We start from the raw sequence: 15,161 nt of genomic DNA, 5'->3' as shown, positions 1-15,161 counted from the left end.
AAATTTTTCAGTTAATAATCTTTTTCATAGAACAAGCCAAAACTCGTATTTTCTTCACCTCCTATAGCCCCTTTAGCTTTAAGATGGCGTGAAACATCCAAATTAATTGTTCCTTTTGTTGTTCCATTGGATCCTGCTTCAAAACCCAAGTAAATATCATCATGGATATAGCGTCCAACACGTAAACCTGTATTACCTTTTTTATCAACAACAACATCAAGATCATCGAGACCAATACGGGTGCGTAAAGTGTTTAATAAAGATGTATTAGAAGTACTAAAAAGCTCAGCTGCCGCTGCTGTAAGCTGAATAATCTGAAATGGCGACAATTCGTTAAGAGAGCGATTAAAAATCAAACGCGCTAATATTTCATCCTGTGGCAAAACAGGTTGTGAAGAAAACTGAATATCAAGATTATTAATTGTTCCGCTTATTATCATATTAACACGAATATCGCCATTATTACTGTTGGTAATAAAATAAACAGTAGGATTAAGATTACCGTTAAAGCTTGCTTGTCCTTTATCGAAATTAAGACGTCGTGAAAGGATATCAAACCTTCCGCGAATCATTTGCAGTTCACCAACCGGATGCACACCATGCAAAGGACCTTTTAAATTAATGCTTCCTCCTAATTCAGCATCTACCCCTCGACCACGGACAAAAAATTTGTTGTGTGCATTAATTTTTATATCCAACTGCACAACAGAAGAAGATTTTTCAGAAGCATTTTGGTTATGATTGTAATTTTTAACATTAGCTCGTTCAAGTGTTTTTTGAATCGGCACGATTAAATTCTTATGTTTAAAATCCAGAAATGCAGCATTTTGAAAATTATCAGGAATAAGAAGCTCTGCTTTTTCAACTATGATATCACCACCAATAACAAGATCACGTAAAAAATAACCAGTTACTGCCATTTTGCCTGTTAATGTTGCAAAAATCATAGACCCATCATTATAATGGGCATGATCGAGATAAATAACTAAATCTGTCTGTAAATCATTAAAGATGCGACCTGATGCAGAAAGAGATCCTCCATAAAATGAAGAAGCATAAGCATGCTCTAAAATCATATGATCGCCATTCAGTTTGGCTTCAAGCCTTATATTATTCAATTCTAAATTTGTTTGCGTATCTAAAAAATGGCCATTAGATACAGAAAAATGGCCTCCCAACTGTGGTTTAGACAATGCACCACTGAGAGTGCTATCTATTTTTAACGTTCCCGTTACATTTGCACCACGCTCAGCTATAAATTGATTCATAAAAGTAAGAGGCATCGTGCCTTTAACATTCAATTCAGCTCTCGAATCATTTAGAGAAATCTGTCCATTAACAGAAAGATCCAATTCCTTTGCACCGAATGCTATCATATGCTCAATATGAAATGTCGATTTTTTATAAGAACCAAGGATATTCATATTAATTGACTCTAGTCCTTTATGAGTCATTACTGTCAAATTTTGACTATAAAGCTCAAAATGGGTAGACAAACTCTTCCAATCCCCACCAATATCAACTTTACCGACTACTTCTCCTCCAAGAGGTTGCCCCTTAATAAAACCATTGATCAAACGGACAGGGAAATTTTTTAAATTAACATGCAAATCAAAATCGCTCTTATCTAAAGGAACTTTTCCTTCTGCTTGCGCTTGCAATCCGTCTCCACTTAATTCTGCATATAAAAGAAGAGCCTGATCGACTGTTTTTCCTTTGGCAGAAAAAGCAAAAGGCATTATTTTCTTTTCTTGAAAAGAAGCAATCGTCAAATCTTGGCCCTTTACATCGTAGATTATCTCAGGCTTTATTAAACTCCCACAAATCATAATATCTCCTGTCAAAGTCCCGATAGCACCAAGATCTGATTTCCAAAAATTAGCTAAATTAGCAGGAACAGCACTCATTGTAAGATGCAAATTAAGAGTATCTTGAATATTGCCTGCAAGAGCAATTTCACCTTCATTGATAGAAATTCCTAACTTGCTTATTGTTATTTCATTTTTATCAAAGATGATGGTTGCTGGTTTAAGTAATGCTGCATGAAAATTGGCTTGTTTTACATCTATAGTTTCAAGCTGCACTTTTTGTTTCACACCTGTGGATAACCTTTCCGCAATAACGCGCCCAGAAAACTTTGCATTCGTATTATTATGGAATGACGCCTGAACATTAAAAACTGTTTGTCCATTGTTATTTATAGCCTGAGCATTCAAACGATTTATTATCATTAATGGCGTTCGGATATGTTCTGCATTAAAAGAACCTTTAAATTGTATTGCGCCAAAAGGATCGAATATATCAGCTTGTATTGCTAATTTTTTTATTTCATTTTTTGCAAGTATCAAATGGTCAACATTCGCTTTTAAATTTGCTATTTGTTGGTTATTTATTTCATCAAAGATAAAATCTCCCTTCACTTTTCCATTCCCTTTTTGCAAAAATAGTGCAGAAAGTGTTGAAATATCGTTCGCATCAATATGCAAGTTTCCTTTTAAAAAACGTTCAAATGTTTGAGCAATATTACCGGTTATACTTCCATTACCTCCTTTAATATTAATACCTTGAAACTTCCAAATATGGTTGGTGTTATCAAAAGCAGCAGATAGCTGCAATGGTTTCTCAGCAAAAGTTCCCTTTCCTTCTATAAAACCTGTTAAATAGGAGGCAACTGGTGATGTATTATCCATAAGAGCATTCACATTTAATATTGTATTTTGAAGCTTCTTACCAACCAAAAAGGCTTCCGCAATATGAGCATTTGTACTGATTGTTATAAGACTATTATGTCCTCTAGCAGCCCCTTTAATCGTAAGAGTACCATCCATTCTTGGATCTAAAAGAGCTAGTTTAGATATTTGAGCAGAAAAATCTATTTCAGCACTTTCTCTGGAAAAATGGCCATCAGCTTTTATATCGGCAAACTGATTTTTTAAATGGAAATCGTGTATAATTAAACCCATTGTATTCCACGCAATATCACCTGAAAGAAGAAGTTTTCCTTTTAAAAAATGATCAACTGCTTCCCTTCCTATTTTAGCATTGTTGGTAGTGCTTAATAGTTTAAGATCAAAAGCCCCTTCAATTAAATTAAAACTTCCTCTCGCTTTAATATCTGCACTGCCAGAAAATGACTTTCCATTCAATAAACCCAAAGGTGCTAATGTCTGTGCTTGTATACCAAGATCACCTTTAAAAATGAAACGATCCATTTGCCCTTTTAACCAAATAGAAAAATCCTGAGCTGTAATACTAAAATCATGAATTAACATTGGCTTTCCAGAGAGAATATCCGTATCAAAATGTATATGAACTGGTTGATTTAGATTTTCTGCAAAACCATCCTTAATACTTTTAATTCCTTGAAGAGTACCATTAATCTGAATACCTACATGACGAGAAACTAAATTATCAAGATTTTCACTCATACCCCCCATATCAAAAACTGCATCACGAATATGAACATTGTCATTGTTCAAATTATGTATAGCAAGCCGACCTTTCCAGGTTTTTTGTCCTTTACGGCCATAATCAATTGTTAAAGCAAGATTATTCAAATGTATTTTTGTCTCTCGTGGTAAGCGAGTAGATGATTTTCCTTTATCAAAAGCTATTTTGCCATCAACAAAAAGACGTCGTAAAAATCCATCATTCGTTATCTCAGCATTAGCCACAACATCAATTGCATCTCCTTGAATAGTCATATGATTAAGCTGCATCGCACCTTCATTTGTCATCGTTGTTTTTGCTTTTAATGCAACATTAGATTCAAATAGACTACGATATTGAGCAGGCATTAAAAGACCAATTTTTCCCCCTAAATTAGTTAAAAGACTATGGCCTTCTGAAACACCTGTAAGAATAAAATTACCCTCTAAAATAGGCTGCTGATTAGCTTCTAAATGAAGCATAACAACCAAATCATCAAAAGTTCCATTACCTTTAACAGTGAGGTTTAATGCAGGACGCTTTTCAAGCTCAAGAATATTAGCCATAATACCATTTTGTGGCTCATCAGCAATAATATCAATTTTAGCTGTACGACTGTTATTCGATATTCTTGTCAAGATAGAAAAATAACCTGATTCATCTAAACGTTGAACCTCTATATTGGAATCAAACTCATCACTATCTAAGGTTAAATGTCCTTTTAATGATACATCAGAAGCAAGGCCAAAAATATCTTTTTCAAAGGTTACACAATCAACCATCAGTGTATTGACAAAAATTGCTATAGGCAATTTGGGTATGGAAAACTGATCAGCTGCAAAAAAAGAAATTGAGGAAGAACTCTGTGGTTTGCGTAAAAATATAATTTTTTCTGCTGATAGTTGATTAATCTCAACATGTCCTCGCAGTAACGCTAAACGATTCCAATCTACCTTAGTATTTTTAATTTTAAGCCAAATACCTTTATTATCACTCACAGTAATCGTATCAATCGACGCTTGTGAAGATAATGCTCCTTTGATATTATGTAAACGAATTTGTCGATTAGGTGTTGAAAGTTTACGCTCAATAAAAGAGACAAGCCATGAACCACTATCACCTATTTCCTCTTTAGCTAATGAATTTCCTCTCTGAGCAAATATAAAAGAGCTCATCATAAAAAAAGAAAATCCAAATAAAAAAAACCTTAAATACCATATTTTTTTCATTAGAACGCTTGTCCTATACCTACATAAAAACCAAAACGGGGATCACCTTTTTCTCGTTTAAAAGGGAAAGCTACATCAAACCGAAAAGGGCCAAAACCAGTCATATAACGACCTCCAATACCCACTCCCCATTTCATTTGTTGTGAAAAATTAAAATGCGTTTTTTCCCCTACAAAACCACCATCAATAAAACTCACAAATCCTATTTTCTTATTAAAAGAAAGACGTAATTCAGCTGATCCTTCAACAAGAGAACGCCCACCAATAATAGTATTATTTTTTGTTTTAATGCCAATATTGCGATAAGCGTAACCTCTAACAGACCCACCACCACCAGCAAAAAAAAGCGTATCCGAAGGTAATTCAGCTATATCACCCCCGATAATTGTACCAAGTTTTACTCGTGTTGAAAAAATAAAATGATCTTTTGCATCAAACGTCCAATAAGAACGACCTTCTATCGTCATTTTTGTCACAAAATTATCAAAATGCGTTTCATAAAGTGGTTCAAGAATCGCTTCACTATATAAACCTTTTGTTGCATTAACCGTACTATTACGTCCGTCATAAATTAAACCACTCAATAATCCAATCGTAGTGAACTGACGGCTTCCAAAATAATCATCACGTGAATAACCATTAAAAGCAGCTAAGGCAACTCGTCCTGATAACTGATCATTGAAGATATGTGTAATGCCCAACTGTCCTCTGAGAGCTGTTGTAGTATAATTACCTAAAACATCTTGTTCTCCTTTTAATTCTGCTGCAAAATCCGTATCAGGAGTAATGATGCCAGGCTTAATGAATGTTGCTCCCAAAAGATAATCAAAATTCTTCAGACGATAAGATTCTTTTTTTCTACTACTAATACCACTTATTTTAGTTTCAATTTTAAAGCGTTCTGCATGACCAAAAAGATTACTATGCATCCAATAAGCTTCAAGCCCCACACCATCTAATGTTGAATAGCTACCACCAATACCAAAACGTCGTGGCTTACGTTCTTCTAAAATAAGCGTAAGCGGTAAATGACCATCAGGATTAATTGTTTCAGCTTCACGCACAACAACTGCACGAAAAACATCAAGTCGTGCAAGCCGTTTATTTGCTTTGATCAACGCATCAGGATCATATTGCTGACCTGATTTTAATCCTGTCATCCATATAATATAGGCTGAATCGATAAGTGGTTGTTCACTCACATTACGCACATTTAAAGAACTATAATAAGCCTTTTTCCCAGGATTAACTATAATCTGCGCGTCAACAAAGCGCTTAGCATGATCAGCAACTACATCACGACTAACAACACTTGCTTTAGCATAACCTTGTTGACGCCATCTTTCTATTAACCATTGTTCTGCTTTAAGAATAGTTTCAGATTTTGCAATAGAGCCAACCTTATAACCTAAATTTTCCACTGAGAAAATTTCACCTATTTTATATCTTTCAAGAAAAAAAGTTTTATTGAAATTCGCAACATTAAAAACATATTGTGGACCAGCATCAATTGTAATAACGATACTCGATTGAGTTGGTAATTGAGCCAAAGGGCTTAAATCAGCAACTTCTAAACCATTAATCTTAATACTAATGACACCGCCATAACGCCCATCAGCATAGAGAGCAGCAAGTATTGTCCGATAATTTGAACGAGCTTTAGCTAACAAACCAGACGAACTTGCTAATGATTTACCTTGATCAGAAACAAGAGAAGATACAGCTTTAGCTATTTTAACCCCTTCTGGTGGAGCCCCCGGTGGAGCAACCACCTCAATTGTATAAGATTTTTCTGCACCATTTATTCCATATGAGGAAGAAGAGGATTTTTCTTTACCAAATAAATGAAAACCAAAAAGCTCAAATGCTACAACTGACTGCGTAAAAGTAAAGATTAAGCATAAACCTACCACTACGCTATATGCAGTTCTTAATTTCAACGAAATTCTTTTCTGACATATTATCAAATCGGATACTCTTAATAAACATTTTGATATTTTTTTATAAATAAAATCGACTAAAGAATGATAAATCTAATTTTCTATTTAAGTTCTTCATCCATTTAATTAAATAATAGACTTTACTTAAAATATTTGGTTGTCATATTTCTTTTCCGTTTTTCCCTTGTATTCAGAAAATTTTGAAGAACTTTTAGTAAAACAAAATTATGTCTCTATATTTTAATCATTCATTTAGATTACTTTAAATACTTTATTAAAGCATATCTTATCATAGTTAAATTTATGCAAATGCCCCTCTATCATCGCGCTATAAAAATCCTGCATATATATTAAATCTCTTCATCAAAAAGAATATAGAGACAATTCTTGATTTTTATACATAGATATGATTGTCTCTTTTAAAGAAAAGAAGAGGAAAATAAAATAATGGTCGCGCATATTACAACGGTTGCTTTTCGTGGTCTAGAAGCAATTCCTGTTGATGTACAGGTTATGATTTCCTCTGGCAAAATAGGAATGGCTATTGTTGGATTGGCAGATAAAGCGGTCGCAGAAAGTCGAGAACGGATACAAGCAGCTCTTCATGCTTGTGGGCTTTCTATGCCAAATAAACGCGTTACTGTTAATCTTGCGCCAGCTGATTTGCCTAAAGAAGGTTCACATTACGACCTGCCCATTGCAATAGGCTTAATGCTCGCTATGAATCTTCTTCCTTCAGAGATAGCGCAAAAATACATCATTTTAGGTGAACTATCACTTGATGGATCTATTAACTCTGTTAATGGTGTTTTACCAACTGCAATGACAGCATTATCCCTTGATAAAGGATTGATTTGCCCTAACAAATGCGGACCTGAAGCTGCATGGGCAAATGCAGAAATGGATATTCTTGCCCCTGAAACTCTTCTTACTATAATCAACCATTTTAAAGGAACACAAATTCAAAAAAGACCACAACCACATCAATATAACACACAAACCGACTTACCAGATCTCTGTGAGATTAAAGGACAAAAGGCTGCAAAACGCGCACTAGAAATTTGTGCAGCTGGACGGCATAATCTTTTATTTGTAGGTCCTCCTGGTTCAGGCAAATCTATGCTAGCCCAATGCCTACCTTCTATTTTACCACCTCTCGATAGCCGTGAACTTCTAGATGTCGCTCTCATTGCCTCCATTACAGGAGAAACCACATATAATGCCATATCCCACCATCGTCCCTTTCGTTCTCCGCATCACTCCGCCTCTATGGCAGCCATGATCGGTGGTGGGATCAAAGGACGACCAGGAGAAGTATCACTTGCTCATAATGGTGTTTTATTCCTAGATGAATTTCCTGAATTTTCTCCTCAAGTTCTTGATTCTCTTCGTCAACCTTTAGAGAATGGAGAATGTATTATTGCCCGTGCCAATCATCATATCAACTATCCTGCTCGTATCCAACTCATCGCCGCAATGAATCCCTGTCGATGCGGTATGGCTGGTGAAAAAGGCCATGTTTGTTCCAAAGGTATACGGTGTCAAATTGATTATCAATCCCGTATCTCTGGTCCTCTACTTGATCGAATTGATTTACGTATTGATGTCCCTGCTTTAACAGCAATGGATCTCATGCAACAAAAACAGTCGGAAAAAAGTTTTAATGTTGCGAAACGCGTCGCACAAGCGCGCTCTATTCAAGCCAAACGTTTTGCAGCACTAGATCTTCCCCACATCCGAACCAATAGTGACTGTCCTGCAAAAATAATTGAACAAATTGCTATTCCCGATCAAAATGCAGCTAAATTACTACGAGATGTTAGCGAAAAGATGCACATTTCCGCACGTGCTTATCATCGTATTCTTAAAGTTGCACGCACTATCGCTGATCTCGATCAAGCACAGCAACTCGCATGCCATCACCTTGCAGAAGCCATTTCTTATCGGTTAAACAATGAAAGACTCGTAGCCATCGCCTAAGGAATTTTGAATTAATAAAAACTAATTGGAAAATAACGTAAATAAAGCTCCGTAAGCTTGCCATCACGCTCTAAAGATTTTAGAGCATAATTAAGAATATCAACTAATTTTGCATTCTTTTTTGCAACAGCGATCCGCATTCCTGCTCCTAAAAATTGTGGAGCCATATAAGCCCCTCCAACAAAATGACAACAATCCATTGATTGTGGATCATTTATCCATAAAGATAAAACCAATCCATCATCAAAAATAAGATCAATTTCATGATTCTGTAATGCTTTATAAAGCATTTTTCTATCAGTAAATCCCTGCCATTTAGATTTAGAAAAATAACTATGAAATAGTTTTTCATGTGCACTTTTTATCAAAAATCCACTCTTTAAATGATCAAGTTTATCACTTATTGGCTCATTAAGATTCAAAGATTTATATGATACAAAACGTGCAGGAAAACGCAAATAAGTTTGAGTAAAAATAAGATATTGATGCATTTCCATTGTTTCTTCTAAACTAGTAATAATTGCTTCTGCTCCATCATTTTTGAGATGATTTACCAATTCTTCCCGAGGAAGAACTTCCACCTCACATAATTTTTCAAGCTTCAGTTTTACGCAAATAGCACGTAATAAATCAGCATTATAACCTGCAAGATGACCTGTTTTATTAAGAAAGTTAAAAGGAGGAAAATCAAATGTTGTAACAAAACGTAAACGCGCTATATCGGTTATATCAGGCTGTATAAAATGTTCGTATGCATTAAAAAAAGAAGGAAGCCTTCCTCCCGTCCTAGCCTGCACAAAAGGAGAAAAAAAAAAGAGTGATATTATAAAAAAAATTCCAATAAAAGAATTTAATATATCGATAAATTTATTCATTTTTAAAATCTTCCCTCACAAATTACTCATAGCTAACTTGCTATTTTCTTTTTGCCATAGTGTTAAAAACTTAACTAAAAGAGTTTGTATTTTAAATAGGCTAAAATATTCGATATTCTCTAAAATTATTAAAATAATTTAACAGTTTCGATATATTTTTAAAATATCTCTTAATATTAAGATGGATTTTATGGTGTGCTTTTTGGAAATAAAAATATATAAAATTAGTCTTTTAGTGTAGAATAAAGAATTTTCTATAGTAATATTGCCTTTATTCATGTTTTCTTTTTAAATTGTAATTTCTTTTCCATTCCGTAAGAGCGATAATTTAATTTTGTAAATAACAATTATTTTTATCTGTTTCTAGACACGATAAATGCAAAATAGTAAGCTAATGATTTTCTTTCCAAGTAACTTAAATCTCATTTTAAATTTCAAACTATAACCAAGATAACCATTTACTTTTTACAAGAAAAATCTGTTTTCCTCATCATCTTATTATAAAGCAATAATCATGCAATATGTATTTATAAAAAAATTACCATTCGAATATGAAAAAACCTTTATGTCTAATACAGACATAACACATGTTGAATATAGATTTGATATACGGTAAACATCTAATGTTGTTATTCTATAAATAAATGACTAAAATATTAAGTGAAAAAAACTGATGAAATATTGAAATTAAATACAGAAATGGATTGACCTATGAGTGATGAAACAATCTCGCCAATGTGTGGTGACTATGGTGCATCTTCCATTAAAGTGCTTAAAGGTCTTGATGCTGTGCGTAAACGTCCTGGCATGTACATTGGCGATACTGATGATGGTTCAGGTCTACACCATATGGTTTATGAGGTTGTGGATAACGCTATTGATGAAGCCTTAGCAGGTTATGCTACTCTTGTAAATGTCACACTTCATGCTGATGGATCCTGTTCTGTTCGTGATAATGGACGCGGAATTCCAACTGATATTCACCCAACTGAGGGTGTTTCAGCAGCTGAAGTCATTATGACGCAACTTCATGCTGGTGGAAAATTTGATCAAAATTCTTACAAAGTTTCTGGAGGATTGCACGGTGTTGGTGTTTCCGTTGTTAATGCACTTTCTGTTTGGTTGCGGTTACGAATTAAGCGTAATGGCAAAATTCATGAAATGTCGTTTACCAATGGGGTAGCAGATTCTGCATTAAAAATTGTTGGTGATTGCGATTCAGAAAGCGGAACAGAAATAACTTTTTTACCAAGTTCTGAAACCTTTACAATGATTGAATTTAATTTCGAAACTTTAGAGCGTCGTTTACGAGAGTTAGCTTTTTTAAATTCAGGTATACACATCCTTCTTACTGATCAACGTCGTGCTGATGTTCAATCAGTAGAATTGCATTATGAAGGTGGATTAGTTGAATTTGTTAAACATATTGATCAATCAAAAAAAGCTCTTATTGATAATCCTATTTATATCGCAAACGAAAAAGATGGCATGAGCGTAGATGTTGCTTTATGGTGGAACGATTCTTACCATGAAAAAGTATTGTGTTTCACTAATAACATTCCGCAACGGGATGGAGGAACTCATTTAGCAGGTTTCCGTAGCGCTTTAACACGTCAAATTAATGGTTATGCAGAATCCTCAGGTATTGCAAAAAAAGAAAAAATTAATTTAACCGGTGATGATTGTCGTGAAGGATTGACAGCTATTCTTTCCGTCAAAGTACCTGATCCAAAATTTTCCTCTCAGACAAAAGATAAATTGGTTTCTTCTGAGGTGCGTCCTATTGTTGAAAATTTGGTAAATGAAGGTCTTTCATCATGGTTAGAAGAACACCCTAATGAAGCAAAAATTTTTATTAGTAAAGTAGTAGAAGCTGCAGCAGCCCGTGAAGCAGCCCGTAAAGCACGAGAACTTACACGGCGTAAAGGAGCTCTCGATATCACTTCTTTACCAGGAAAACTTGCTGATTGTCAGGAACGTGATCCTACAAAATCAGAAATCTTTATTGTCGAGGGAGATTCAGCCGGCGGATCAGCTAAAAGTGGACGTTCACGTCAAAATCAAGCGATTTTGCCCTTGCGTGGTAAAATTCTCAACGTTGAACGAGCGCGCTTCGACCGGATGCTTTCATCTGAGATGATTGGCACGCTCATCACCGCTCTTGGTACCTCCATTGGGAAAGATGAATTTTCACCAGATAAAGTACGTTATCATAAGATTATTATTATGACGGATGCAGACGTTGATGGAGCACATATCCGCACTCTACTTCTCACTTTCTTTTTTAGGCAAATGCCTGAATTGATTGAACGTGGACATCTTTATATTGCTCAACCACCTCTTTATAAAGTATCACGTGGTAAATCTTTTCAATATATAAAAAATGAAGCAGCATTTGAAGAATTTTTAATTGATGCTGGATTGGAAGAAACAACACTAGAACTTTCAACAGGTGAAGTCTTTGCCGGCACTGATTTGCGTAAACTTGCTGAAGATGCTCGTATGTTACGCCAACTTCTCAATGGTCTTCATACCCGCTACAATCGTAATATTGTTGAGCAGGCAGCAATTGCTGGTATTTTTAGCTCTAAAGCCTTTACAACACCAGAAAAAATTCAAAAAACAGCAGACAATGTGGCAAATCGCTTGAACCTAATTGCCGATAATATGGAGCGTGGTTGGAGTGGTACATGTGCACCAGAAGGAGGACTGCGTTTTGAACGTATTTTGCGTGGTGTTAAAGAGGTTATTACACTTGACGCAGGACTTATAAATTCAGCAGACGCGCGCCAAATTGATCGTATTGCTCAAAATCTCATAGAAATCTATAGTCCTCCTCCTCTCTTACATCGCAAAGATAAATCAGAACGCATCTTTGGACCTATTGGTTTATTAGAAAGCATTTTTAAAAACAGCAAAAAAGGTTTGACTTTACAGCGTTATAAGGGTCTTGGAGAAATGAATGCTGATCAATTGTGGGAAACAACCCTTGATCCTGATGCACGTACTCTTTTACAAGTTAAAATCAATGATGCAACTGATGCAGATTCACTTTTTTCTCGTTTAATGGGTGATGAAGTTGAACCACGGCGAGCTTTTATTCAAGATAATGCCCTAAGTGTCACTAATCTTGATATTTAAAAGCACTCTTTTGTCTTAAGCTGTATATAAACATTATGATTTTATCTGTTATTTTTTCGTATTTGAGCATTTTTTCTATATGTTATTTACGATAAAAGCAAAAACAAGAAAGGTCATGTATCTATGACAGCGGAAACAGAACGCATAGGAATAGAAGGAGGAATGGAACACTCCTTTGGTTTTACAAAAATTGATGAAATGCAAAAACAATCTATGGTTGACAATGTATTTCATTCTGTTGCTGAAAACTATGACAAAATGAATGATATCTTATCTCTTGGGCTCCATCGTATATGGAAAAATTCGATGGTGGCTTGGTTGTCGCCACCAGCTATTTCTAACTGGAAAGCTCTTGATGTAGCCGGTGGCACTGGTGATATTGCTTTTCGTATTCTCAACGCCTCACGCAGAAAAGCTCATGTTACAATCCTTGATATCAATGATTCAATGCTGAGCGTTGGTAAAAAACGTGCACAAAAAAATAATCTTGCCTCCCTTATTGACTTCATTGAAGCCAATGCAGAACTCTTGCCCTTTGAAGATCAAAGTTTTGATGCTTACACTATCGCCTTTGGAATTCGCAACGTACCACATATTGATAAAGCTCTCAAAGAAGCTTTTCGTATTTTAAAACCAGGTGGACGTTTTTTATGTTTAGAATTTTCAAATGTTGAAATGCCTCTACTTGATAAAATTTATGACCTTTGGTCTTTCCATACTATCCCTAAACTGGGTCAACTCATTACAGGTAACCGTGATGCATATCGTTATTTGGTTGAATCGATTCGCAAATTTCCTAAGCAAAATGATTTTGCCCATATGATCAGAAATGCAGGTTTTTCCTCGGTATCATATCGCAATCTTACAGGTGCTATTGCAACACTGCATTCAGGTTGGAAGATTTAAAAATGGTGCCAATTTCTACCTATCTTCAACTGCTACGTGCATTGTTTATCTTTACGCGAGAAGGAGTTATCAGTGCTCTCCCTCGCGATAACCTTCAAGGATTTCCAGCAGTATGTCACCGTATAGCGAGTGCCTTAGCGCGACGCAAAACACAAAAAAAGCACCGATCTGAAAATATATCACACGCTATCAATAAACTTGGTCCGTCTTACGTCAAACTTGGTCAATTTCTTGCTACTCGACCTGATATTGTTGGGCGCGATATTGCAGCTGATTTAGCTCAACTCCAAGACAATGTTCAAACTTTTTCCTGTGCCGATGCAATTATTCAAATTGAAAATTCCCTTGGCCAATCTATTAATGATCTATTCACAGATTTTTACCCACCTATTGCTGCTGCTTCTATTGCTCAAGTTCATCCGGCTGAATATTATGATAAAACAGGTCACAAAAAGAAATGTGCTGTTAAAGTTATCCGTCCTAATATTAGAAATCGTTTTGCAAAAGATCTTAAAGGTTTTTATCTCATTGCTCATTTACAAGAACGTTATATACCTACCTTCCGACGTTTACGTCCTGTTCGCGTCGTTGATACTTTGGCACAAACAACACAAATTGAAATGGATTTGCGTTTAGAAGCAGCCGCCATATCAGAAATGGCTGAAAATACCCAGCATGATGCAGGTTTTCGGTTACCCGAGATTGATTGGGGACGAACAGGACGGAATGTTTTAACAATGGAATGGATCGATGGCATAAAAATGTCCAATATTCCAGCACTTAAAAAAGCTGGTTTCGATTTAAAAGCTTTAGCAGTTACACTCATTCAATCTTTTCTACGCCATACTTTACGCGATGGCTTTTTTCATGCTGATATGCATCCTGGTAATTTATTTGTTGATCCACAAGGATGTATTGTTGCGGTTGACTTAGGAATTACAGGACGGCTTGGAAAAAAAGAAAAGCATTTTCTTGCTGAAATTCTTTATGGTTTTATTACTCGCGATTATTATCGTGTAGCATACGCTCATTTTGAAGCAGGTTATGTCCCATCATATCATAATATTGAAAGTTTTGCTCAAGCTAACCGAGCTATTGGTGAGCCTATTCACGGACAATCAGCGCAAAGTATTTCTATGGCTAAATTGCTCACACTCTTATTTGAAGTTACTGAACTATTTGATATGAAAACGCGACCTGAACTTTTATTATTGCAAAAAACCATGGTTGTTGTTGAAGGGGTAGCACGCTCATTAGATCAAGATTTTAACATGTGGAAAGCTTCTGAACCAATTGTCAAAGAATGGATTAGCAAAAATTTAGGACCCGTAGGACTCGTAAAAGATTTAAGTGAAGGAACACAAGCATTGCTCTCACTGGCACGTCAAACTCCGCAATTGATACAAAATTTCCAGCGGATAGAAGAAGGATTAAGTAAAATGACAAAGACAGGACTTTATCTTTCTCCTGCTACTCTTAAACAATTTGCTTTTGAACAAAGCCGTACCAACCGTTATGGTCGTTATAGCTTATTCATCATTGCTTTTTGTTTGTTTATTTTAACTTTTTTTCTTTTCCCTTCTTTCTAACTTACGCAATATATTAAAAGAAGATGCAATTAATGAAATTATTGCTATCATTTTAATGTCTAGGATACTTGG

Annotated in this window: 7 protein-coding genes; 4 read left to right on the top strand and 3 right to left on the bottom strand. The window is 35.4% G+C overall.

What is annotated here, in order from left to right; translation table 11 throughout:
• Nucleotides 1–11 precede the first annotated feature (11 nt).
• Both BJB63x_RS06145 and BJB63x_RS06140 read right to left on the bottom strand, forming a co-directional pair.
• Nucleotides 12–4,658 (bottom strand): translocation/assembly module TamB domain-containing protein, encoded by a 4,647-nt coding sequence (locus BJB63x_RS06145; protein ID WP_078719432.1) that lies wholly within the window; start codon nucleotides 4,656–4,658, stop codon nucleotides 12–14.
• Nucleotides 4,658–6,598 (bottom strand): autotransporter assembly complex protein TamA, encoded by a 1,941-nt coding sequence (locus tag BJB63x_RS06140; protein WP_194284787.1) that lies wholly within the window; start codon nucleotides 6,596–6,598, stop codon nucleotides 4,658–4,660. Before BJB63x_RS06140 ends, BJB63x_RS06145 begins: the two co-directional genes overlap by 1 nt.
• Before the next feature lie 447 nt (nucleotides 6,599–7,045).
• On the opposite strand from BJB63x_RS06140, the gene BJB63x_RS06135 reads away from it, so the two are divergent.
• Complete coding sequence (locus BJB63x_RS06135; protein WP_078719431.1) at nucleotides 7,046–8,578, top strand: YifB family Mg chelatase-like AAA ATPase; 1,533 nt, start codon at nucleotides 7,046–7,048, stop codon at nucleotides 8,576–8,578.
• Nucleotides 8,579–8,589: 11 nt separating this feature from the next.
• On the opposite strand, the gene BJB63x_RS06130 is transcribed toward BJB63x_RS06135, so the two are convergent.
• The gene (locus tag BJB63x_RS06130; protein WP_078719430.1) at nucleotides 8,590–9,453 is read right to left on the bottom strand and encodes a transporter substrate-binding domain-containing protein; all 864 of its coding nucleotides are present in this window, start codon (nucleotides 9,451–9,453) and stop codon (nucleotides 8,590–8,592) included.
• Between the two features lie 711 nt (nucleotides 9,454–10,164).
• On the opposite strand from BJB63x_RS06130, the gene gyrB reads away from it, so the two are divergent.
• The 3 genes from gyrB (at nucleotide 10,165) to ubiB (ending at nucleotide 15,089) form a co-directional block, all read left to right on the top strand.
• On the top strand, nucleotides 10,165–12,594 hold the full coding sequence (gene gyrB / locus BJB63x_RS06125; RefSeq protein WP_078719429.1) for a DNA topoisomerase (ATP-hydrolyzing) subunit B: 2,430 nt from the start codon (nucleotides 10,165–10,167) through the stop codon (nucleotides 12,592–12,594).
• A gap of 123 nt (nucleotides 12,595–12,717) precedes the next feature.
• Nucleotides 12,718–13,500 (top strand): bifunctional demethylmenaquinone methyltransferase/2-methoxy-6-polyprenyl-1,4-benzoquinol methylase UbiE, encoded by a 783-nt coding sequence (gene ubiE, locus BJB63x_RS06120; RefSeq protein WP_078719428.1) that lies wholly within the window; start codon nucleotides 12,718–12,720, stop codon nucleotides 13,498–13,500.
• 2 nt (nucleotides 13,501–13,502) lie between these two features.
• A complete protein-coding gene (gene ubiB, locus BJB63x_RS06115) occupies nucleotides 13,503–15,089 on the top strand; it encodes a 2-polyprenylphenol 6-hydroxylase (RefSeq protein ID WP_078719427.1) in 1,587 nt (528 codons plus the stop codon).
• The last annotated feature ends 72 nt before the right edge of the window (nucleotides 15,090–15,161 follow it).

The sequence above is a fragment of the Bartonella sp. JB63 genome (assembly GCF_002022665.1).
In the GTDB taxonomy this organism is placed as follows: domain Bacteria; phylum Pseudomonadota; class Alphaproteobacteria; order Rhizobiales; family Rhizobiaceae; genus Bartonella.
Note: the sequence above shows the minus strand (reverse complement) of the source record. Positions and strands in the feature narration are given on the sequence as shown.

What these genes read in the sequence shown, in the direction of transcription:
- BJB63x_RS06145 (WP_078719432.1), bottom strand. Translation starts at nt 4,658, where the DNA reads ATGAAAAAAATATGGTATTTAAGGTTTTTTTTATTTGGATTTTCTTTT.
- BJB63x_RS06135 (WP_078719431.1), top strand. Translation starts at nt 7,046, where the DNA reads ATGGTCGCGCATATTACAACGGTTGCTTTTCGTGGTCTAGAAGCAATT.
- BJB63x_RS06130 (WP_078719430.1), bottom strand. Translation starts at nt 9,453, where the DNA reads ATGAATAAATTTATCGATATATTAAATTCTTTTATTGGAATTTTTTTT.
- gyrB (WP_078719429.1), top strand. Translation starts at nt 10,165, where the DNA reads ATGAGTGATGAAACAATCTCGCCAATGTGTGGTGACTATGGTGCATCT.
- ubiE (WP_078719428.1), top strand. Translation starts at nt 12,718, where the DNA reads ATGACAGCGGAAACAGAACGCATAGGAATAGAAGGAGGAATGGAACAC.
- ubiB (WP_078719427.1), top strand. Translation starts at nt 13,503, where the DNA reads ATGGTGCCAATTTCTACCTATCTTCAACTGCTACGTGCATTGTTTATC.